Annotated in this window: 19 protein-coding genes; 9 read left to right on the forward strand and 10 right to left on the reverse strand. The window is 67.0% G+C overall.

Features of this window, described 5'->3' with window-relative positions:
* Nucleotides 1-215 precede the first annotated feature (215 nt).
* A complete protein-coding gene (locus AC1PLA_RS16510; protein ID WP_481104961.1) occupies nucleotides 216-866 on the forward strand; it encodes a hypothetical protein in 651 nt (216 codons plus the stop codon).
* Between the two features lie 109 nt (nucleotides 867-975).
* Here the strand turns inward: AC1PLA_RS16510 and AC1PLA_RS16515 are convergent, their stop codons facing one another.
* From AC1PLA_RS16515 to AC1PLA_RS16555, 9 genes are all read right to left on the reverse strand, one after another.
* A complete protein-coding gene (locus tag AC1PLA_RS16515; RefSeq protein WP_024938127.1) occupies nucleotides 976-2,265 on the reverse strand; it encodes a citrate synthase in 1,290 nt (429 codons plus the stop codon).
* 229 nt (nucleotides 2,266-2,494) lie between these two features.
* Nucleotides 2,495-2,737: a type B 50S ribosomal protein L31 gene (locus tag AC1PLA_RS16520; protein WP_024938126.1), complete on the reverse strand. Its 243-nt coding sequence runs from the start codon at nucleotides 2,735-2,737 to the stop codon at nucleotides 2,495-2,497.
* Nucleotides 2,738-2,808: 71 nt separating this feature from the next.
* A complete protein-coding gene (locus AC1PLA_RS16525) occupies nucleotides 2,809-3,747 on the reverse strand; it encodes a nucleoside hydrolase (protein WP_166765091.1) in 939 nt (312 codons plus the stop codon).
* A gap of 135 nt (nucleotides 3,748-3,882) precedes the next feature.
* Nucleotides 3,883-6,027 carry an ATP-dependent DNA helicase RecG gene (gene recG / locus AC1PLA_RS16530; RefSeq protein ID WP_102585201.1) on the reverse strand — a complete coding sequence of 715 codons (2,145 nt, stop codon included), beginning with the start codon at nucleotides 6,025-6,027 and terminating at the stop codon, nucleotides 3,883-3,885.
* Nucleotides 6,028-6,056: 29 nt separating this feature from the next.
* Nucleotides 6,057-6,437 carry a RidA family protein gene (locus tag AC1PLA_RS16535; protein ID WP_024938123.1) on the reverse strand — a complete coding sequence of 127 codons (381 nt, stop codon included), beginning with the start codon at nucleotides 6,435-6,437 and terminating at the stop codon, nucleotides 6,057-6,059.
* Nucleotides 6,438-6,717: 280 nt separating this feature from the next.
* Complete coding sequence (locus tag AC1PLA_RS16540; protein ID WP_039525675.1) at nucleotides 6,718-8,889, reverse strand: RelA/SpoT family protein; 2,172 nt, start codon at nucleotides 8,887-8,889, stop codon at nucleotides 6,718-6,720.
* 127 nt (nucleotides 8,890-9,016) lie between these two features.
* Nucleotides 9,017-9,316, reverse strand: coding sequence for a DNA-directed RNA polymerase subunit omega (rpoZ, locus tag AC1PLA_RS16545; protein ID WP_002812428.1), 300 nt, complete (start codon nucleotides 9,314-9,316; stop codon nucleotides 9,017-9,019).
* A 127-nt stretch (nucleotides 9,317-9,443) separates the two neighbouring features.
* A complete protein-coding gene (gene gmk, locus AC1PLA_RS16550) occupies nucleotides 9,444-10,055 on the reverse strand; it encodes a guanylate kinase (RefSeq protein ID WP_039525672.1) in 612 nt (203 codons plus the stop codon).
* Between the two features lie 151 nt (nucleotides 10,056-10,206).
* Nucleotides 10,207-11,067: a YicC/YloC family endoribonuclease gene (locus tag AC1PLA_RS16555; RefSeq protein WP_047124720.1), complete on the reverse strand. Its 861-nt coding sequence runs from the start codon at nucleotides 11,065-11,067 to the stop codon at nucleotides 10,207-10,209.
* A gap of 109 nt (nucleotides 11,068-11,176) precedes the next feature.
* Between AC1PLA_RS16555 and rph the strand changes: the two genes are divergently transcribed.
* The 8 genes from rph (at nucleotide 11,177) to AC1PLA_RS16595 (ending at nucleotide 18,872) form a co-directional block, all read left to right on the forward strand.
* The gene (gene rph, locus AC1PLA_RS16560) at nucleotides 11,177-11,902 is read left to right on the forward strand and encodes a ribonuclease PH (RefSeq protein ID WP_024938119.1); all 726 of its coding nucleotides are present in this window, start codon (nucleotides 11,177-11,179) and stop codon (nucleotides 11,900-11,902) included.
* A complete protein-coding gene (locus tag AC1PLA_RS16565) occupies nucleotides 11,899-12,291 on the forward strand; it encodes a VOC family protein (RefSeq protein ID WP_016903569.1) in 393 nt (130 codons plus the stop codon). Before rph ends, AC1PLA_RS16565 begins: the two co-directional genes overlap by 4 nt.
* Nucleotides 12,288-12,887, forward strand: coding sequence for an RdgB/HAM1 family non-canonical purine NTP pyrophosphatase (gene rdgB, locus AC1PLA_RS16570; protein ID WP_016903568.1), 600 nt, complete (start codon nucleotides 12,288-12,290; stop codon nucleotides 12,885-12,887). Before AC1PLA_RS16565 ends, rdgB begins: the two co-directional genes overlap by 4 nt.
* 16 nt (nucleotides 12,888-12,903) lie before the next feature.
* Nucleotides 12,904-14,061 (forward strand): radical SAM family heme chaperone HemW, encoded by a 1,158-nt coding sequence (hemW, locus tag AC1PLA_RS16575; RefSeq protein WP_481104962.1) that lies wholly within the window; start codon nucleotides 12,904-12,906, stop codon nucleotides 14,059-14,061.
* A 222-nt stretch (nucleotides 14,062-14,283) separates the two neighbouring features.
* Nucleotides 14,284-16,710 carry a DUF1631 domain-containing protein gene (locus AC1PLA_RS16580; protein WP_481104963.1) on the forward strand — a complete coding sequence of 809 codons (2,427 nt, stop codon included), beginning with the start codon at nucleotides 14,284-14,286 and terminating at the stop codon, nucleotides 16,708-16,710.
* Nucleotides 16,707-17,054, forward strand: a complete 348-nt coding sequence (locus AC1PLA_RS16585; RefSeq protein ID WP_024938115.1) for a PilZ domain-containing protein — start codon at nucleotides 16,707-16,709, stop codon at nucleotides 17,052-17,054. The genes AC1PLA_RS16580 and AC1PLA_RS16585 overlap by 4 nt, the downstream gene beginning before the upstream one ends.
* Before the next feature lie 65 nt (nucleotides 17,055-17,119).
* On the forward strand, nucleotides 17,120-18,445 hold the full coding sequence (pepQ, locus tag AC1PLA_RS16590) for a Xaa-Pro dipeptidase (RefSeq protein ID WP_481104964.1): 1,326 nt from the start codon (nucleotides 17,120-17,122) through the stop codon (nucleotides 18,443-18,445).
* 28 nt (nucleotides 18,446-18,473) lie between these two features.
* The gene (locus AC1PLA_RS16595; RefSeq protein WP_054592124.1) at nucleotides 18,474-18,872 is read left to right on the forward strand and encodes an XVIPCD domain-containing protein; all 399 of its coding nucleotides are present in this window, start codon (nucleotides 18,474-18,476) and stop codon (nucleotides 18,870-18,872) included.
* 185 nt (nucleotides 18,873-19,057) lie between these two features.
* Here the strand turns inward: AC1PLA_RS16595 and AC1PLA_RS16600 are convergent, their stop codons facing one another.
* A complete protein-coding gene (locus AC1PLA_RS16600) occupies nucleotides 19,058-20,398 on the reverse strand; it encodes an aminopeptidase P N-terminal domain-containing protein (RefSeq protein ID WP_167705883.1) in 1,341 nt (446 codons plus the stop codon).

Genomic DNA, 20,398 nt, shown 5'->3' on the forward strand with positions numbered 1-20,398 from the left:
GGGAATCGGGAATCGGGAATCGGAATTGGGGAATCGGAACGGCTTCTTCCGCTCGATTCCCCAATCAGGTTCGCGGAATCGACTGTCTCCAGTTCAGTAGAAGGCAACGGGTAATCACCGTTGCGTGATTGCCCTTTTGGGGGAGACATGGGCATTCGCCACCTCTTCATGCCGCTGTTGTAGAGTCGAACCAGGTTCATTAGGGGAGCCCGGTCATGCATCACGCGCGCGAACACGCCGATACGCGAACCCGAGAACGTCGCCATCGCCTGGCGCACGAAGCGGCCCGGCTGATGGCCGAGGGCGGCATCCGCGATTTTCATCAGGCCAAGCTCAAGGCAGCCAGCCGGCTGGGCATCCACGACGACGCATCGCTGCCGCGTAACCGCGAGATCGAAGATGCATTGCGCGAGCACCAGCGCCTGTTCGCCGGGCCGGCGCACGGGCTGCGGCTGCGCCAACGCCGCGAGGCCGCATTGCGCGCGCTGGAGTTTCTTAGCCCATTCCGGCCGCGCCTGGCCGGCCCGGTGCTCGATGGCACGGCCGACGCGAATGCGCCGGTGCAGCTGCAGTTGCACAGCGACGATGCCGACGCCGTGCAGCGCTTCCTGGAAGAACACCGCATTCCGGCCGAATCACGTACGCGCCGGCTGCGCCTGGACCGCGAGCGCACAGCCGAGTTTCCGGTGTGGCTGTTCAGTGCCGAGGAACTGACCTTCGACCTGACCGTGCTGCCGTACGATGCCTTGCGCCAGGCACCGTTGTCGCAGCTGGACGAAAAACCGATGCAGCGCGCCTCGGCCGCCCAGTTGCGTCAGTTGTTGGCAGAAGAGGATGGTGGCCACGCCCTGCCGCGCACGCGCTGAGCGCAGCGCGCCATGCCGCGTGACCACTGACCACTGACCACAACGCCAACCCGCAAAAGCAAACGCCCCGCAATGCGGGGCGTTCGTTCAAGCAGACAACCGCAGGCGCTTAGCGCTGGCCGGCGTCGGTGTAGTCGCGCTTGTCGTAGCCGGTGTAGATCTGGCGCGGACGGCCGATCTTCATTTCCGGGTCGACCTGCTGCTCCAGCCAATGCGACACCCAGCCGGCGGTGCGTGCGATGGCAAACATCACGGTGAACATTTCCACCGGGATGTTCAGCGCCTTGTAGATCAGGCCCGAGTAGAAGTCGACGTTCGGGTACAGCTTGCGCTGCACGAAGTAGTCGTCCTTCAGCGCAGCTTCTTCCAGCTTCAGCGCCACTTCCAGCAGCGGATCGTTGACGCCCAGTTCGCCCAGCACCTTATGGGTCATCTCACGGATGATCTTGGCGCGCGGGTCGAAGTTCTTGTAGACGCGGTGACCGAAGCCCATCAGGCGGAACGAGGAGTTCTTGTCCTTGGCCTTGGCCACGGCCGACTCGACGTTGTCGGCGGTGCCGATCTCTTCCAGCATCTTCAGCACGGCTTCGTTGGCGCCACCGTGTGCCGGGCCCCACAGCGCGGTGATGCCCGCTGCGACCGAGGCGTACGGGTTGGCACCGGTCGAACCGACCAGACGCACGGTCGAGGTCGAGGCGTTCTGCTCGTGATCGGCATGCAGGATGAACAGCAGATCCAGCGCCTTGGCCACCACCGGATTGATCTCCAGCGGCTCGCTCGGCACTTCGAACATCATGTGCAGGAAGCGGTCGACGTAGTTGAGGTTGTTGCGCGGGTAGCGGATCGGCCAGCCGATCGAATAGCGGTACGCGGCAGCAGCCAGGGTCGGCACCTTGGCGATCAGACGGATGGCGGCCTGGCGGCGCTGCTCCGGATCGTTGAGGTCTAGGGTGTCGTGGTAGAACGCCGACAGCGAGGCGACCGAACCGGCCAGCATGGCCATCGGGTGGGCGTCATGGCGGAAGCCACCGAGGAAGTTCTTCAGCGACTCGTGCATCATCGTGTGATGCGTGACTTCGTGGTCGAACTTCTTGAATTCGTCCGCGGTCGGCAGCTCGCCGTTCATCAGCAGGTACGAGACTTCGAGGAAGCTGGACTTCTCGGCCAACTGTTCGATCGGGTAGCCGCGATACAGCAGCACGCCGTTGTCGCCATCGATGTAGGTGATGGCCGACTTGCAGCTGGCGGTGGCGGTAAAGCCCGAGTCGTAGGTGAACAGACCGGTTTCTTTGGTCAGCTTTGAAATATCGACGCAATCATTGCCAAGCGTGGGCTTGAGAACCGGCAGAACGACCGACTTGTCGCCGGCGTTGAGCGTGACCTGATCAAGATCGGACACTGTGTACGCTCCTTCAGTGGAAGGCGCCTGTCACCAAATGGGCAGGCACGTGATGGAAGTCCAGGGCATCGCCCCGGATCACGCCATTATCGCACAGCAACATTTTGGCCGTCGCTTGGACAGAAGTCGTAGACGCCCCGTCGAAGGCGTGAAAACGAAGTTGCCGCCGCCCCAAAAAACAACGGCCGCGCAATGCGCGGCCGCTGCCGGTACAGCCCGTCCTGCAAGCTCAGCGCGCGTAGCGCTTCTGAAACTTGTCGATCCGGCCGCCGGTGTCGATCACCTTGTGCTTGCCGGTATAGAACGGGTGCGAGGCCGAGGAGATATCCACCTTGATCAGCGGGTATTCCTGGCCGTCTTCCCACTTCACGGTCTCTTTCGAGCTCATGGTGGAACGGGTCAGAATCTTGAAATCGGACGTCACGTCGTGGAAGACGACGTCGTTGTAGCTGGGATGAACGTTATCTTTCATGGACTTGGCGCCGGGCTGCCTGGATAAGCCGGGCATTATAGCGGCCTCCAGACGCCCGGCGCAAGATCGCCCTAGCCCGCCGCCAGCGCCGCCGCGACCAGGCCGAAGAATTGCTGGCGATCGTAGTCCAGCAGCAGGTTGGCGTTATCGGGGTTGCCATCCCGGCGCTCCCAGTCCACCAGGGTCATGCCGCGGGTGTGGGTGCCGGTCAGCTCGATATGCACCGGCCGCTGCTCCAGCCGCTGCGCGCCCTCCGGATGCAGCGCGAACGCCATCGCCAGCGCGTCGGCGGCGTACCAGTGCTCGCCACGGCTGTCTTCGGACCACAGCCGGGTCTTGCGCGAAATTTCCTCGTAGAACCGCGCCTGCGCGGAGTCGGCCGCCAGCCATTGCTCGACATCGCGATGCAGCAGCCCGTGCGCGATGGTGGCTTCCCAGTCGGCCACGTCGAACTGCGGAAAACCGCGGAACACGATATGTGCCGCTTCCGGGTCGAAGCCGATATTGAATTCGGCCGCGGCGGTGATGTTGCCGTGCCCGGTCAACGCCCCGCCCATCACCACCAGCCGCGCCACGCGCTGCGGCAGGGTCGGATCCAGCGTCAGGGCCAGGGCCAGATTGGTCAACGGGCCGAGCGCGACCAGCAGCAGCTCGCCGGCGTATTCGTGCGACAGGCGCAGGATGGCCAGCGCGGCGTGCTCGGTCTCGGCAGCGCGCTTGGCCGGCGCCAGGCCGACATCGCCAAAGCCGTCGATGCCATGCACATGCGCCGCGTCCACCGAGGGATGCAGCAGCGGCTGCGGGCAGCCCGCATAGACCGGCACATCGTCGCGCCCGGCAATCTCGCAAACCTTCAAGGCGTTGCGCACGGTGTGCTCCAGGCCCACGTTGCCGGCGGCGATGGTCAGGCCAACGACGTCATGCCGGGTGTCGTTGAAGGCCATCAGCAAGGCCAGCGCGTCGTCCACGCCCGGGTCGGTGTCGATCAGCAGCGGTATCTTTTTGGTCATGGGATTGGGGATTGGTCATTCGGGATTCGTTGCCGCATCTTCGCAAGGATCGGCCGGTCACGCGAACCTACAGGCCGCAGCAGCCAGCTCTGACCAATCCCGAATCCCGAATCCCGAATCCCCAATCACCGCCGCTCAAGCCGCGGCATAACGCACCGCGCTGCCGATCCAGCGCGCGACCACGCGGTCGGCAATGTCCGGCGCTTCGGCCAGCAGCCGTTCGGCGAGCACCTGCACGCGCGGCAGCAGCCCGGCATCGCGGGTGAGATCGGCGATGCGGAAACTGGCCAGGCCGGTCTGCCGCGTGCCCAGCAATTCGCCGGGGCCGCGCAGCTCCAGATCCTTTTCTGCGATCACGAAGCCGTCGTTGGTCTGGCGCATGGTTTCCAGGCGTTGCCGCGCCATCATCGACAACGGGGCCTGATACAGCAGCACGCAGCTGGACGCGGCCGCGCCGCGGCCGACCCGGCCGCGCAACTGGTGCAACTGCGCCAGACCCAGGCGCTCGGCATTCTCGATGATCATCAGCGAGGCGTTGGGCACGTCCACGCCCACCTCGATCACCGTGGTGGCGACCAGCAGATCGGTCTGGCCCTGCTTGAAATCCAGCATGGCCTTCTGTTTTTCCGCCGCTTTCATGCGCCCGTGCACCAGCGCCACGCGCACGCCGGGCAATTGCGCGGACAGCGCTTCGAAGGTGGCCTCCGCCGCCTGGGCCTCGATCCTCGGCGGGCCACTGGGCGCGCCCTTGCCGGGCTCCTCGCTTTCTTCGATCAAGGTGCAGACCCAGTACGCCTGGCGCCCTTCGGCGCAGGCGGCGCGGATGCGCTCGACCAGGTCCGGCCGACGCTCGGCGCTGAGCACGATGGTCTGCACCGGCGTGCGCCCGGGCGGCAGCTCGTCGATGGCCGAGACATCCAGATCCGCATAGGTGGACATCGCCAGGGTGCGCGGGATCGGCGTGGCGGTCATCACCAACTGATGCGGCACGCTGCCGGCGGCCGCACCCTTGTCGCGCAAGGCCAGGCGCTGATGCACGCCGAAGCGGTGCTGCTCGTCGATGATGGCCAGCGCCAGATCGTGGAAGACCACCGCGTCCTGCATCAGGGCGTGCGTGCCGACCACCACCTGCGCCTGGCCGGAGGCCACCTCGGCCATTGCCGCGGCGCGCGCCTTGCCGGTGACCTTGCCGGCCAGCCAGACGATGCGCACGCCCAGCGGTTCCAGCCAGCCACGTAGATTGGTCAGGTGCTGCTCGGCCAGCAGCTCGGTCGGCGCAGCCAGTGCGACCTGCTTGCCCTGCTCTACCGCCAGCATCGCCGCCAATGCGGCGACCACGGTCTTGCCGCTGCCGACATCGCCCTGCACCAACCGCAGCATCGGCGACGGTTTTGCCAGGTCGCGGGCAATCTGGGCGAACACGCGCTGCTGCGCACCGGTAAGCTGGAACGGCAATGCCGCGCGCAGCTGCTGCACCAGGGTGCCGTTGCCAGGCAGCAGCGGTGCGCGGAAGCGCTGCAAGGCGATGCGCTGGCGACGCAGGCTGAGCTGATGCGCCAATAGTTCTTCGATCGCCAGGCGTTGCTGGGCCGGATGCCCGCCTGCGAGCAGTTGCTGCGGGTCGGTGTTCACCGGCGGGCGATGCATGGTCAGCAGCGCGCTGCGCAGCGACGGCAGTTGTGCGTCCTGCAGCCAATGCGGCGGCAGCAGTTCCAGCGCGGCCTCGGCCGGCAAGCGCTCCAGCGCCTGGCCGATGAGTTTGCGCAACGTGGCCGGGCCCACGCCTTCCAGCACCGGATAGACCGGATCCAGGCTGTCGCCCAGCCCGGCATCCTCGCCCGGTGCCAGCACGCGGTAACTGGGGTGCACGATTTCCCAGCCGTTCTGTCCCGGCTTGGGCGTGCCGAACACCCGCAGCCGCGTGCCCGGTGCGAACTGCGCGACCTGCGCCGCGCGGAAATGGAAGAAGCGCAGCACCACGCTGCCATGCGACTCGTCCGAGACCGCCACCCGCAACACCGGCCGGTAACGGAAGCCGCGCTCCACCGCATCCACACGCCCTTCGATCTGCGCCGGCACGCCGCTCTGCAACTGAGCGATCGTGGTCAGCCGGGTGCGGTCTTCGTAGCGCAACGGCAGATGCAGCCACAGATCCTGCAGCGTCAAGATGCCGCGCGCAGCGAATTTCTCGGCCACCTTGGGGCCGACGCCGGGCAGGCTGGCAAGCGAGGCCTGGCCTGCGACGGCCAGGCGCGGGGTGACGGTCGCGGCACGCGGCACGGCAGGGCGCTCGGGTCAGCCGAGCTGGATCAGTCGAGCACCATCACCGCATCGACCTCGAAGCCGGCACCCTTGGGCAGGCCGGAGACCTCGATGGTCGAACGCGCCGGGAACGGCGCCTGAAAATACTCCTGCATCACTGCGTTGACGGCAGCGAACTGGCCGAGATCGGTGAGGTACAGGCCCAGCCGCACGATCTTGTCGAGCGAGCCACCGGCGGCTTCGGCCACCGCCTTGAGGTTGTCGAACGCGCGGCGTGCCTGCACGCCGACATCGCCCGGCACGATCTCGCCGGTGGCCGGATCCAGCGGGATCTGCCCGGAGAAATACACCGTGTTGCCGGCACGCACGGCCTGCGAATACGGGCCGATGGCGGCGGGTGCCTGGTCGGTATGGATGATCTGGGACATGGAAGCTCCACTGCAAAGATGTGTGCTGCAGTTTAGGCGTTTGTGCGGATTTGCTCGACTGTTGCGCACGATCTTGTTGCCACGCATCTTGCGACGATCGCCAGGCACCGTGCTGGCGTACCGGACAGATCGCGCTGCAAGGGTGGCGTGGAGCCTGACCGAGCACGCGCGCGGCGCTCGCTACCTGTCGCCGCGGCAGGCCCGAGGCCCGGCATCGGCGCATCAATGCACGCTATTGCCTGGACGGCCTCAGCGCTGCCTCTCGACAGGAACCGGGCCGCTACTGCCGCCCCACGCTCTGCACCACATGCAGGCGCCGCAGCCGGCGCATCACTTCAGCCAGATGGCGGCGGTCGCGGACCTGGATGTTGAAGCGCAGCACCGCCGCGTTGAAATCGCGGTCCAGGTAATCCACGCGCTCGATATTGGACTGGCTCTGCGCAATCGCCGCAGCCAGCTGGGCCAGCACGCCGGTGCGGTTTTCCACCTCGACCACCAGTGCGGTGTCGTAATCGCCGGTCACGCCCGAGTCCCAGTCGATCGGCACCCAGCGTTCGGGCGATTTACGCAGCTCGGCCAGGTTGGGGCAGTCCAGACGGTGCACCACGATGCCCTTGCCGGCGGTGTGGTAACCCATGATTTCGTCGCCGGGAATCGGCTGGCAACAGTTGGCGAAGCTGATCACGCCGCGCTCGCTGCCGTCGATCAGGATCTTTTCATGCGAATGCTTGGAGTGGCCGCCACCGCGCAATTCGGCGTAGGCCATCAGCGCCTGCGCGGCCTGGGTCGGCATCCAGTTGCCCAGCGCCACGTCGGCCAGCAAGGCTTCCAGGCGGGGATAGCGATGCTCGGTGAGGAAGGCGTCCAGGCGGCCCTTGGGCAACCGCTCCAGCGAGCTGTCCATCGCTTCCAGCGCGCGATCGAGCATGCGGTGGCCGAGCTGCACGGCGTCCTCGTGTTCGAGCTGCTTGAGCTGGTGACGGATCGCGGTACGCGCCTTGCTGCTGACCACGAACTCCAGCCACTGCGGCTTGGGCGTGGCCGAGCGCGCGGTGATGATTTCCACCGCCTGGCCACTGGCCAGCTTGGTGCGTAGCGGCACCAGTTTCTTGTCCACCCGCGAGGCGACCGCGCGGTTGCCCACGTCGGTGTGCACCGCGTAGGCAAAGTCCAGCGCGGTGGAGTTGCGCGGCAGCGCCAGGATCTTGCCCTTGGGCGTGAACAGATAGACCTCGTCCGGGAACAGGTCGACCTTGACGTTGTCCAGGAACTCCAGCGACGAACCGGCCGCACGCTGCGAATCGATCAGCTCCACGATCCAGTCATGCGCGCGGCTCTGCGCGCTGTTGGGCGAGGCCGAGCCGACCTTGTAGGTCCAGTGCGCGGCCACGCCGCGTTCGGCGATCAGGTCCATCTCCTCGGTGCGGATCTGCACTTCGATCGGCGAGCCATACGGGCCGAACAACACGGTGTGCAGCGACTGATAGCCGTTGGCCTTGGGGATGGCGATGAAATCGCGGAAGCGCCCGTCCAGCGGCTTGAAGGTGGCATGCACCGCACCCAGCGCGTGATAGCAATCGGCCACCGAGCGCACCACCAGGCGGAAGCCGAACACATCCATCACCTGGTCGAAGGACTTGTTCTCTTCGTGCATCTTGGAATAGATGCTCCAGGGCGTCTTGATGCGGCTGACCAGGCGATGCTCCAGCCCTTCCTTGGCCAGCCGCTGCGACAGCTGCACTTCCACCTGCGCCATCGATTCGCGCCGCACCACCGGCTGGCTGCGGATATGTTTTTCGATGATGGCGTGACGCCACGGATACAGCGCGCGGAAGCCCAGATTCTGCAGCTCGGACTTGATCAGGCTCATGCCCAGGCGCTGGGCGATCGGCGCGTAGATTTCCAGCGTTTCGCGCGCGATGCGGCTGCGCGCCTCGCTGCTCTGCGCACCCAGCGTGCGCATGTTGTGCAGGCGGTCGGCCAGCTTGATCATGATCACGCGCAAGTCGCGCGACATCGCCAGCAGCATCTTGCGGAAGCTCTCCGCCGCCGCTTCCTGGCGGTCGCGGAACTTGAGCTTGTCCAGCTTGGTGACGCCATCGACCAGCTCGGCCACCGCCTCACCGAATTCCGACGCCAGCTCTTCGCGGGTCAGCGGGGTGTCTTCGATGGTGTCGTGCAGGATCGCGGCGATCAGCGATTCCATGTCCAGGCCGAGCTCGGCGAGCACGCCGGCGACCGCAACCGGATGGGTGATGTAAGGCTCGCCCGACTTGCGGGTCTGGCCGGCATGCGCGCTGGCGCCCACTTCCCAGGCACGGCGCAGGATCGGCAGCTGCTCCTTGGGAAGGTAGCTGGCCGCGCGTTCAAGGTGCAGGACGTAGTCGGGGATGGCCTGGTCGGAAGACGGAGACGTCACGACGGTCGCCTGGGCAGTGGGGCCTGGGTTCATGCCGGAAGACTATGCCAGCAACGCAGTCACGGCAAACGTTTGCACACCGCAGGCGACAAAGCGGGCCTGAAACGAAAACAGCCCGCACATGGCGGGCTGTTCAGATCGATCGCAGCGATGCGAACAATCAATCGTCGTTCTTGGACATGTCTTCGTCGGCGACGACTTCGGCAGCGGCCCATTCCAGCGCTTCGCGTTCGGCGCGCTCGCGCTCGGCCTTCTCGACTTCGTCGATCAGCGCGTTGTCGATCCGGCGTGCGGCGATCTCGCGCAGTGCCATCACGGTGGGCTTGTCGCTGGCGTCGGCATTTTCGATCAACGGCTGCACGCCGTTGGCGAGCTGACGGGCGCGCTTGGACGCCATCATGACCAGCTCGAAACGGTTGTTCACGACTTCCAGGCAATCTTCTACGGTAATGCGGGCCATGCGGGCTCCCGGCGACCAGCAACGGCCGCGCATCGAATGAGGGAAAGGGGGCGGAGTGTACGCCCGGGCCGCCGTCACGGCAACCTGGGCCTATTCAGTTTCCTTTGGAATCAGGGATTTGAGCCGCTCAGTCCAGCAAGGCCCGGATCAACTCGGCATGCCGCTGCTGTTGCGCCTGCCGGCGCAGCCGGCTGGCGGTGAAGATCGCGCACATCTCCGAGACCGCGGTGTCGAAGGTCTCGTTGATGATGACGTAATCGAACTCCTCGAAATGCAGCATCTCTTCGCGGGCGGCGGCCAGACGCTGCGCCATCACGTCCTCGCTGTCCTGGCCGCGCTTGCGCATGCGCTCGTCCAGCGCCTGGCGCGACGGCGGCAGGATGAACACGCTGACCGCGTCGGGCACCTTCTGGCGCACCTGGCGCGCGCCCTGCCAGTCGATCTCCAGCAGCACGTCGTGACCGGCGGCCAGCTGCGGCTCCACCGACTGCCGCGCGGTGCCCTTCCAGTCGCCATGCACCAGTGCGTATTCGAAAAAGTCGCCCGCTTCGATCATGCCCTGGAACTCGTCGGCGGAAACGAAATGGTAGTGCTCGGCATGCCGTTCGCCCGGCCGCGGCGCGCGCGAGGTGAACGAGATCGACAAGGCGATCTTGGGATCACGCGCCAGGGTGGCGTTGACGATGCTGCTCTTGCCGGCGCCGGAAGGGGCCGCAACGATATAGAGGGTGCCGCGCATAGGGTCAGGGATTCGGGCTTGGGGAGTCGGGATTCGCGAACGGGCTGCGGACCGGTACCACCGGGGTCGATATGCTACCGGTATTGGCCGCGCCCCGCTGAAACCCGGGATGGCCGCCGACCAATCCCGAATGCCCATTCACCACTCCCGGCTATTCGATGTTCTGCACCTGCTCGCGGATCTGGTCGATCAGCACCTTCAGATCCACCGCGGCGTTGGAGGTGCGGCTGTCCACCGACTTGGAGCCGAGCGTATTGGCTTCGCGGTTGAATTCCTGCAGCAGGAAGTCCAAGCGGCGGCCGACCGGCTCGCGCTGCCTGAGCACGCGGCGGATCTCGGCGATGTGGCTGGACAGGCGGTCGAGCTCTTCGTCCACGTCCAACTTCTGCAGCCACAGCACCAGTTCCTGTTCGGCGCGACCCGGGTCCACCGGATGCGGCAGATCGGCCAGACGGGCGGCCAGCTTGGCACGCTGCCCTTCGCGGATGACGGGAATCAGCGTGCGCACCTCGGCGGCAATGCGTTCGATCGCATCGACCCGCTCGCTGATCGCATCGGCCAGCTTGCCGCCTTCGCGCTCGCGCGCGGCGACGAAACTGTCCACCACCTCGTCCAGCAATGCCAGGGCCTGCGCCTGCAATGCAGGTGCGTCCACGTCCTGCACCTGCAGCACGCCGGGCAGCTGCAACAGATCGGTGAAGCCGACCTGCAGCTTGGGGAACATGCCGTCAAGGCGCGTGGCCAGTACGCCCAGTTCCTGCAGCAGCGATTCGTTCACGGCCAGGGTCTGCGCGTTGTCCGGCGCACGCAGGCGCAGCGCCAGATCCAGCTTGCCGCGGCTGTTTTTCGCCGCCACCCGCTCGCGCAGCAGCGGCTCCAGCGCACGCAGTTCTTCGGGCAGGCGCACGCCCACTTCCAGAAACCGATGGTTGACCGAGCGCAGCTCGCAGCCGAGCGTGCCCCAGGGCGTGATGCGTTCGCCACCAGCAAACGCGGTCATGCTTCGAATCATCGTCAGTCCCGTGCCTTCAAAGCGCGAATGGTACCCTAGCGGCCCGCGCTGGCTGACCGCCCCGCCACGCGCCGACCCAGACCCACCTCCCGACTTCCGGACTCATCGCATGACCTTTTCCCGTCCCAGCGGCCGCACGGCCGACCAGCTGCGCCCGGTGCGCATCGAACGCGCCTTCACCCGTCACGCCGAAGGCTCGGTGCTGGTCAGCTTCGGCGACACCCGCGTGCTGTGCACCGCCAGCGTGGAAAACCGCGTCCCCGGATTCCTGCGCGGCAAGGGCGAAGGCTGGGTGACCGCCGAATACGGCATGCTGCCGCGCTCCACCCACACCCGTTCCGATCGCGAAGCCGCACGTGGCAAGCAGGGCGGACGCACGCTGGAAATCCAGCGCTTGATCGGCCGCGCACTGCGCGCCTGCGTGGATCGCAATGCCCTGGGCGAGCGCACCATCACCCTGGACTGCGATGTGCTGCAGGCCGATGGCGGCACCCGCACCGCCGCGATCACCGGCGCCTACGTGGCGCTGGCCGATGCGGTGAACCTGCTGCTCAAGCGTGGCGACATCAAGAAGCACCCGCTGATCGGCGCCGTGGCCGCGGTGTCGGTGGGCATCTATCGCGGCGAGCCGGTGCTGGATCTGGATTACCCCGAAGACAGCGACTGCGACACCGACATGAATGTGGTGATGAATGACGGCGGCGGCTTCATCGAGCTGCAGGGTACCGCCGAAGGCCACGCCTTCCGTCGCGACGAACTCAACGCACTGCTCGCACTCGCCGAACAAGGCATGAGCGAACTGTTCGCCCTGCAACGCGCTGCGCTGGCCGGATGAGCCGGCGCATCGCCCTGACCACCCTGCTGGTCGCCGACTACGACGCGGCGATCGCCTGGTACACCGGTGCGCTGGGGTTCCAGGTGCTGGAGGATCGCGCACTTGGCGACGGCAAGCGCTGGGTGGTGATCGGCCCGGGCAGCGCGCAGGACGCCGGCTTGCTGCTTGCGCAGCCGGCCGATGCCGCCCAGCGCGCACGCATCGGCGACCAGACCGGTGGGCGGGTGGATCATTTTCTCTACACCGACGACTTCTGGCGCGACCACGCGGCGATGCAGGCGTTCGGGGTGGAATTCCTGGAAACCCCGCGCGAGGAACCGTACGGCACGGTCGTGGTGTTCCGCGATCTGTACGGCACCAAGTGGGACCTGCTGGAGCCCAAGCAATGAAACAACTGGTCCTGGCCAGCGGCAACGCCGGCAAGCTGGAAGAACTGCGCGCCATGCTCGCCGACCTGCCGCTGCGCATCGTGGCGCAAGGCGAGCTGGGCGTGGACGATGTACCGGAAACCGGCCTGACCTTCGTCGAGAACGCCTTGATCAAGGCACGCCATGCCAGCGCGGTCACCGGCCTGCCGGCACTGGCCGACGACTCCGGCCTGATCGTCGATGCGCTCGGCGGCGCACCCGGCCTGTACAGCGCGCGCTATGCCGGCAGCCCGACCGATGCCCAGGCCAACAACGCCAAGCTGCTCGACGCCATGCGCGCCGTGCCGGCCGAGCGCCGCAGCGCGCGGTTTTACGCGGTGATCGTGCTGCTGCGTCACCCGGAAGATCCGCAGCCGCTGATCGCCGAAGGCAGCTGGGAAGGGGTGATCACCACCGAACCACGCGGCACCGGCGGCTTCGGCTACAACCCGGTGTTTCTGGATCCGGTGCATGGCCTGACCGCTGCGGAGATGGATACCGCGTTGAAGAACCGGCTGAGCCACCGTGCGGTGGCGCTGGCCACGCTGCAGCACAAGCTGCACGCCCTGTCGCTGTGAACCCTGGCCTGACGCAGTGCCCGACCTGATTCCACCGCCGCTATCGCTTTACGTGCACCTGCCCTGGTGCGTGCGCAAATGCCCGTACTGCGATTTCAACTCGCATGCGGCCAAGGGCGTGCTGCCGTTCGAGGACTACGTGGATGCGTTGATCCGCGACCTGGATGCGGACCTGCCGCTGGTGTGGGGGCGCGTGGTGCATTCGGTGTTCTTCGGCGGCGGCACGCCGAGCCTGTTTCCGCCCCAGGCCATCGACCGGTTTCTGCAGGCGGCAGCCGCGCGGCTGCGCTTTGCACCGAATCTGGAGATCACCCTGGAAACCAATCCAGGCACCGCCGAGCATGGCCGCTTCGACGGCTATCGCGCCGCCGGCGTGAACCGGCTGAGCTTCGGTGTGCAGACCTTCGACGATGTAGCGCTGCAGCGGCTGGGTCGCATCCACGACAGTGCCGAGGCCGAGCGTGCGATCAAGCTGGCCCAGGATGCCGGCTACGACAATTTCAATATCGACCTGATGTACGCGCTGCCCGAGCAGACCCTGGCGCAGGCCGAGCGCGATCTCGAGCGCGCCTTCGCGCTGCAGCCCACCCACATGTCGCATTACCAGCTCACGCTGGAGCCGAACACGGTGTTCTTCGCGCGGCCGCCCAAGGGCATTCCCGACGACGATGCGGCCTGGGACATGCAGGAGCATTGCCAGCGCCTGCTGGCCTATGCCGGCTACGCGCAGTACGAAGTGAGCGCCTACGCCAGGCCAGGGCTGCAATGCGCGCACAACCTCAATTACTGGCGCTTCGGCGATTACCTGGGCATCGGCGCCGGGGCGCACGGCAAGATCAGTTCCGGCGCCGAACAGCATGTGCTGCGACGCTGGAAGCACAAACATCCGCAGAGTTATCTGGCCAGCGCCGGCAGCGCGGCGTCGATCGGCGGCGACGAGATCGTGCCGCGTGAGCGGCTGCCGTTCGAATACATGCTCAACCTGCTGCGCCTGCACCAGGGCTTCTCCCTGCGCGACTTCGAAGTCTCCACCGGCCTGGACGCCTCGGTCGTCGAGTTGCCTGTGGCGCGCGCGATTGCGCAAGGCTGGATGACCGCGCAGGACGGACGCGTGGTGCCGACCGAGCTGGGCCGCCGCTTCACCAATGACGTGGTCGAGCTGTTTCTGGGCTGATCGCGGCGATCGCGGCGCGGCACCGCAGCCAGCACGCCGCGCCATGATCGATAGCGCACACGACAGCATTAGCGCGCGGATCCAGCGAGCCGCGCCACGCGCGCCGTCCGCGTCCGGGTGGCGACCGTAGCTGGCGAGGCGCGTCCTGCGCCCGCCTGGTCGCTGCCCGGCGGAAAAACATGCTACATAGCTCACGCCTCGCACCGAGCCCGCCTCCCCCGGATGTCCACTCCCGCCTCCTCCCTGCAGCACACGCTCAGCGGCCCGATCGCCGATGCGCCGGTTTCCGCGCGCGGGCGGCGCCTGCTCGCCGCGCTGCACGCGCACTGCGTGCAGGCGCTCAGCGGGCCGTTGCGGCTGACCATCGTCGAGCTGGAACGCGAGCTGCTGCATCAGGCCGAGCATGCACGCAACAGCCAGATCCAGGCCGAAACCTATGCGCAGACGCGCGGCCTGCGCGACCACATCGATCGGTTTCCGCAGGCGTTTCTGCAGCAGCTGGCGCAGGACCTGGCCACGCTGCGCGATCGCCCGTCGCTGATGCCAATAGCCGATGTATCGGCGCATCCGCAGATGCTCACCCTGGTGGAGGACACCGATATCGATCGCGATATCGTGCTCAGCGAGATTGCGCGCCGTGAGACCTCCCGCCGCGCCGATGCGCTGCAATTGCTGGCGCAGCGGGTGGCGGTGATCGGCGCGGTGGCCGAGTTCGAACTGGAAGCAGTACCGCTGGGCCCGTACGCCTTGTGCCGCGTGCTGCGCCAGTGCGGCGAAACGCTGGGACTGAGCCTGGATGGGCAGCTGACGCTGTACCGCGTGTTCGAGCGTCAGGTCATCGAGCGTTTGAACGATCTGTACGAGCGCGCCAACGGCACGCTCGCGCAGGAAGGCGTCCTGCCGGGGCTGATCTATCACCCTTACCTGGTCAAGCCCACCCAGGTGCAGTCGCGGCGCGCACCGCCTGCAGCAGCCAACGCTCCGAAGGATGCTACGGCCGCCAGCGCGCGCGCACTGCCGCCGCGCAACGGGCGGCCTGCAACCGGCTGGAGCGGGCAATCGGCACCGACACCGTGGCAGAGCGCGCTGCTGGATCCGCCCGCCATGCCGATGACACTGGCAGGGGCGACCTATGGTGAGCAGGCAGCACCTGCGCTGAGCGATGCAGTGCAGGCGCTCGGCGGCCTGATGTCGTCGGCGCGTCAGTCGCAGGCAGCCGGCAACGTAGGCGCAGCGGCGAATCAAAGCTCTTCAGATCACGGCGCAGCGCCTGCGGCCAGCGCGCAGGCAACACCCGAAAAAGCATCTCCCCGGCTCGCCTCCTCGGCCGTGCCCACGGCCGCCGTCAGCGACGCACTGGCCAGCCTGCAGGGCACGCTGGCGGCACAGGCAGCAGCGGCGGCGCAGCCCAGCGGTATCGATGCGGTGCAGCGCCAGCTGCTTGCCTTGCTGCGGGCGCAACACGGCCCCGACGCCGCGCTGTCGCCGCAGGACACCGACACCTTCGATCTGCTCGGCCTGCTCTACGCGCAGATGCAACGCGAAGTGCGCGAGCAGACCCCGGCGCAGGCCCTGCTCGCCAAGTTGCAGGTGCCGGTGGTGCGCGCGGCCTTGGCCGATACGCATTTCTTCGTACGCGATCAGCACCCGGTGCGCGAATTGCTCAACACCGTGGCCGAGTCTGGCGCGGTCTGGCTGGGCGACGACGACGTCGACCCGCAGTTGCTGCACAAGCTGGGCAGCGCGGTGGACCGGATCGTCAACGACTACCAGGGCGACGAGGCCGTGTTCGCCGCGGCCAACGACGATATCCAGGCGCATCTGCGCGCCTTGGCGCGCAAGGCCGACCTCGCCGAGCGCCGCCATGTGGATGCGGCGCGCGGCAAGGAGCGGCTGGAGTCGGCCAAGCAGCAGGCCGAGGCGCGCATCGAGCAGTTGTGCGAGCAGAGCGTTCCGCCGCGCTTCGTGCAGGCGCTGCTGCGTCAGGCATGGTCGGACGTGCTGACGCTGACATTGCTGCGCCAGGGTGAGCAATCGCCCGAATGGGACGAGCGCCAGGCCCTGACCGCGCGTATCGCCGAAGTCACCTGCCGCAGCAAGGGGCAACCTGCCGACATCGCGCTCGGCACCGAGATCGAAACCGCGCTCCTGCAGGTCGGCTATCACCACGATGAAGCGGCGGCGATCGCGCGGCGCCTGTCCACGCCCGGCGGCGAGGACGAGACGACGTCGCGCACCGAACTCGCCACCAGGCTCAAGGCGCGCACGCGGCTGGGCGACCAGGGCGACAGCGCACCGCGCAAGGACATCGCCGGCCCACGGTCGCCGGCCGAAGAGGCCTGTTACACGCAGCTGCGCAGCCTGCCGTTCGGCAGCTGGTTCGAGTTCGTGATCAACCAGCAGGGTGACCTGCGCCGGCAACGGCTGTCCTGGTACAGCCCGATGACCGGCAACGCGCTGTTCGTCAATCAACGTGGGCAAAAGGTCGCCGAGCACTCGCTGGATGGCCTGTCGCGGTTGATGGCCGGCGGCCAGGCGCGCCTGCTGGTCGAAGAGAAATCGCGCCTGATCGACCGCGCCTGGCATGCCACCGTGCGCACGCTGCGCAGCCTGGCCGGCCAGGCGCCCGCCGCGGAGGTCAACCCATGATCCAGGACACCCGCCGCGCACCGCGCCGCCAGCCGTCCGACCTGATACCGGTGACCGACATGCTCAGCGAGGCGCAGATCGGTCGGGTCGGCAATGTCTCGGAAACCGGCATGCTGCTGCTGGCCTCGGTTCCGCTGCATGACGACGCCCTGTATCAATTGCGCTTCAGCCTGCCCGAGCGCATCGGCCGTGCCACCGAGATCGATGTCGGCGTGCATCTGTTGTGGACCGAAGCCGCGCACGCACCCGGACAGGCCTGGGCCGGCTTCCGCTTCCTGACCATGTCCGAGCCGCATCGCCAACGCCTGCGCGCCTGGATCGCCGAAGAACACATGCTGGGCTGAAGGACAGCATCACCACGATTACGGCAAAATCGCGACCTGTCTTTGCATTGCCGATCGAGCCCCGCATGCCCCAGCCGTCCTTGAGCCACCTGTATTCCGACCACCTGCGCACGCTGACCGCGCGCGCCGACGAGGCGCTGCAGCGCGGCGGCTTTGACCACCTGGTGGTGCCCAGCGGCAGCCTGCATTACCAGGTGTTCGACGACCGCGACTATCCCTACGCGGTCAATCCGCAGTTCAAGGCCTGGGTGCCGCTGACGCGGGTGCCCAACAGCTGGCTGGTCTACACCCCGGGCAGGCGCCCGACGCTGATCTTCTGCCAGCCGTTCGACTACTGGCATGTGGTGCCCGACGCGCCCAGCGGCTGGTGGGTGGAGCACTGCGACATCCACATCATCCGTACCCCGGACCAGGCCCTGGCGCTGCTGCCCAGGCAGATCGACCGTTGCGCCATCCTGGGCGAGGCGCAGAGCGCGCTCGGTGCGTATGTGCCCAACAATCCGCAGCCGGTGCTCGATTACCTGGAGTACCAGCGCGCGTTCAAGACGCCGTACGAACTGGCGTTGCTGCGCATCGCCCAGCAGTTGGCAGTGCGCGGCCATCGCGCCGCCGAAGCGGCCTTCCGCGCCGGCCAGAGCGAGTTCGGCATCCATATGGCCTACTGCGCCGCCGTCGGTCAGGACGCCAACGAACTGCCCTACGGCAACATCATCGCGCTCAACGAGCACGGCGCGGTGCTGCACTACACCGAACTCGGCCAGCAGCCGCCGCAGCCGCTGCGCAGCTTCCTGATCGATGCTGGTGCTTCCGCCTACGGCTATGCCAGCGACATCACCCGCACCTATGCCGCCGCCCCCGGCAGCGAATTCCAGGCCCTGATCGATGCGGTGGATGCCGCACAGGTGCGCATGGGCCAGGGCGTGCGCAGCGGCGTGGATTACAAGCAGTTGCACGTGGATGCGCATCTGGCCCTGATGGGCATCCTCAAGGACTTCGGCATCCTCACCGTGTCGCCGGAAGCTGCGCTCGCCACCGGCGTCAGCGCGGCATTCTTCCCGCACGGGCTGGGTCATCTGATCGGCCTGCAGGTGCACGACGTGGCAGGCTTTGCCGCCAGCGACCGCGGCGGCCGCATCGAACGCCCCGCCGGTCACCCGTATCTGCGCCTGACCCGCGTGCTGGAACCGGGCATGGTGGTCACCATCGAACCGGGCGTGTACTTCATCGACATGCTGCTGGACGAAGTGAAGAAGAACGGCCACGCCGCCAGCGTCGACTGGGCGCGCGTTGCACAGTTCAAACCCTACGGCGGCATCCGTATCGAAGACGAGGTGGTGTGCACCGATGGCGCGCCCGAAAATCTGACCCGCCCGGTGTTTGCCGCCCCTTGAATCATTCCGCACCGCACGGAGCATTGCCATGAACGATCCACGCCAGTCCTCGCACCCCGACCATCCGATGTATCAACAGATCCAGCGCGGCGTGCATGCAATCGATGCGGCACATGGACGCACACCCGACCAGACCAGCGACCGGCTCAGCGCGGCGCTGTTGCCGCTGGCCAAGGAAGGCGGCCTGTCGCGCGTGGATCATGTGCTGATGAGCGAGGCCAACAATCGCGGCGTGCACGGTGGCGAAAACGTGTTCGTGGTGCAGGGCGACCCGGCCAACCCGGCGCATCTGCGCGCGCACATGAAGACCGAGCAGGCATTGAGCACGCCGGAAGCGCAGTCGTTTGCACGCGCGCAGCAACTGGTGACGCCGGGCGAACAGGTCCAGCAGCCCGAACGCACCCAGACGCCCCAGCTGGGCCAGTAGAACGGCGCGCAGCACAACGGCCGGGCGCCTCATGTTTGCAAGGCGCCCAGCGCAGCGCGCGTCGAGCGACGCCGCCGCCCTCAGCCGGATACGCCGCGCAATCCCAACCAAGCCGGCAGTGCGCGTGTTGCTCGCAAGGCAATGCACCGATTCAGGTCACGGCCGCTCATGGCGGCATGACCGCGCTATGCGCGCAACGCGTTGCGGTCCGCCATCTCCGCCTCGATCTCATCGGCGCTGCGCGCCAGCGCACCGGTCAGCACCCGATGGCCGTCGGCGGTGATCAGCACATTGTCTTCGGTGCGGATGCCGATGCCGCGCCACCTGGCCTCCACCGTGGTGTCGTCGGCGGAGATATAGAGTCCCGGCTCGATGGTGAACACCATACCGGGCTCGAGCAGACGCGAGTCGCCAGCCAACCGGTAGTCGCCTACATCGTGCACATCCAGCCCCAGCCAGTGGCCGGTCTTGTGCCGATAGAAACGCTTGTAATGGCCGTCGGCGATATTGCGCTCCAGCTTGCCCTTGAGCAGGCCCAACTGCAGCAGCCCCTCGGTCAAGGTCTGCACCGCGGCCAGATGCCCGGCTTCGTAAGGCACGCCGGGGCGCGCCTGCGCCAGTGCGGCAGCCTGCGCAGCGCCGACCAGATCGTGCAGCGCACGCTGTGCCGGGGTGAAACGGCCGTTGACCGGAAAGGTGCGGGTGATATCGGCCGCGTAACCGCGGTACTCGGCGCCGGCATCGATCAGCACCAGTTCGCCATCGCGGCTGCGCGCATTGTTGGCGCGGTAGTGCAGCACGCAGGCGTTGCTGCCGGTGCCGACGATGCTGCCGTATGCCGGCCACGCATCGGCGGCGCGGAACGCGCACTCCACCTCTGCCTGCAGTTCGTACTCGTGCACCCCCGGCCGCGCCAACCGCATGGCGGCACGATGCGCGCGCACGCTGATGTCGGCGGCGTGCTGCATCAAGGCGATCTCGTCGCGCGACTTGAACAGCCGCTGCTCGTGCAGCAGATGTCCCAGCTCGAGGAATTCGTGCGGCGGCTGCGCGCCGTGGCGCACCTGCTCGCGCACGCGCTTGAGCCAGCCGATCAGCTTGAGGTCGAAGTCGACATCGCGCCCGAAGTGGTAATAGACGCGGCTGCGCCCTTCCAGCAGGCCCGGCAGGATCTCGTCGACATCGTCGATGGGATAGGCATCGTCCATGCCGTAGCGCTCCACCGCGCCTTCCTGGCCCTCGCGCGGGCCATCCCAGGCCTCACGCTCGGCATCGCGCTCGCGGCAGAACAGGATCGCCTCGCCATGCTTGCGACCCGGCACCAGCACCAGCACCGCTTCCGGCTCGGGAAAGCCGCTCAGATACCAGAAATCCGAATCCTGCCGGTACGGGTAGTGGGTGTCGTGGCTGCGCACCCGCTCGGGCGCGGCCGGCAGGATCAGGATGGCCTGATCGCCGGCCATCTGCATCAGCTGCTTGCGCCGACGCGCGTACTCGGCCGCGCCGATCCCGGTGAGTTTTTTCAT

The sequence above is a fragment of the Xanthomonas sp. NCPPB 1826 genome (assembly GCF_056725285.1).

What these genes read in the sequence shown, in the direction of transcription:
- AC1PLA_RS16540 (WP_039525675.1), bottom strand. Translation starts at nt 8,889, where the DNA reads ATGAACCCAGGCCCCACTGCCCAGGCGACCGTCGTGACGTCTCCGTCT.
- rph (WP_024938119.1), top strand. Translation starts at nt 11,177, where the DNA reads ATGACCTTTTCCCGTCCCAGCGGCCGCACGGCCGACCAGCTGCGCCCG.
- AC1PLA_RS16535 (WP_024938123.1), bottom strand. Translation starts at nt 6,437, where the DNA reads ATGTCCCAGATCATCCATACCGACCAGGCACCCGCCGCCATCGGCCCG.
- AC1PLA_RS16600 (WP_167705883.1), bottom strand. Translation starts at nt 20,398, where the DNA reads ATGAAAAAACTCACCGGGATCGGCGCGGCCGAGTACGCGCGTCGGCGC.
- AC1PLA_RS16585 (WP_024938115.1), top strand. Translation starts at nt 16,707, where the DNA reads ATGATCCAGGACACCCGCCGCGCACCGCGCCGCCAGCCGTCCGACCTG.
- AC1PLA_RS16555 (WP_047124720.1), bottom strand. Translation starts at nt 11,067, where the DNA reads ATGATTCGAAGCATGACCGCGTTTGCTGGTGGCGAACGCATCACGCCC.
- rdgB (WP_016903568.1), top strand. Translation starts at nt 12,288, where the DNA reads ATGAAACAACTGGTCCTGGCCAGCGGCAACGCCGGCAAGCTGGAAGAA.
- rpoZ (WP_002812428.1), bottom strand. Translation starts at nt 9,316, where the DNA reads ATGGCCCGCATTACCGTAGAAGATTGCCTGGAAGTCGTGAACAACCGT.
- AC1PLA_RS16580 (WP_481104963.1), top strand. Translation starts at nt 14,284, where the DNA reads ATGTCCACTCCCGCCTCCTCCCTGCAGCACACGCTCAGCGGCCCGATC.
- AC1PLA_RS16565 (WP_016903569.1), top strand. Translation starts at nt 11,899, where the DNA reads ATGAGCCGGCGCATCGCCCTGACCACCCTGCTGGTCGCCGACTACGAC.
- pepQ (WP_481104964.1), top strand. Translation starts at nt 17,120, where the DNA reads ATGCCCCAGCCGTCCTTGAGCCACCTGTATTCCGACCACCTGCGCACG.
- AC1PLA_RS16525 (WP_166765091.1), bottom strand. Translation starts at nt 3,747, where the DNA reads ATGACCAAAAAGATACCGCTGCTGATCGACACCGACCCGGGCGTGGAC.
- AC1PLA_RS16520 (WP_024938126.1), bottom strand. Translation starts at nt 2,737, where the DNA reads ATGAAAGATAACGTTCATCCCAGCTACAACGACGTCGTCTTCCACGAC.
- AC1PLA_RS16595 (WP_054592124.1), top strand. Translation starts at nt 18,474, where the DNA reads ATGAACGATCCACGCCAGTCCTCGCACCCCGACCATCCGATGTATCAA.
- gmk (WP_039525672.1), bottom strand. Translation starts at nt 10,055, where the DNA reads ATGCGCGGCACCCTCTATATCGTTGCGGCCCCTTCCGGCGCCGGCAAG.
- AC1PLA_RS16510 (WP_481104961.1), top strand. Translation starts at nt 216, where the DNA reads ATGCATCACGCGCGCGAACACGCCGATACGCGAACCCGAGAACGTCGC.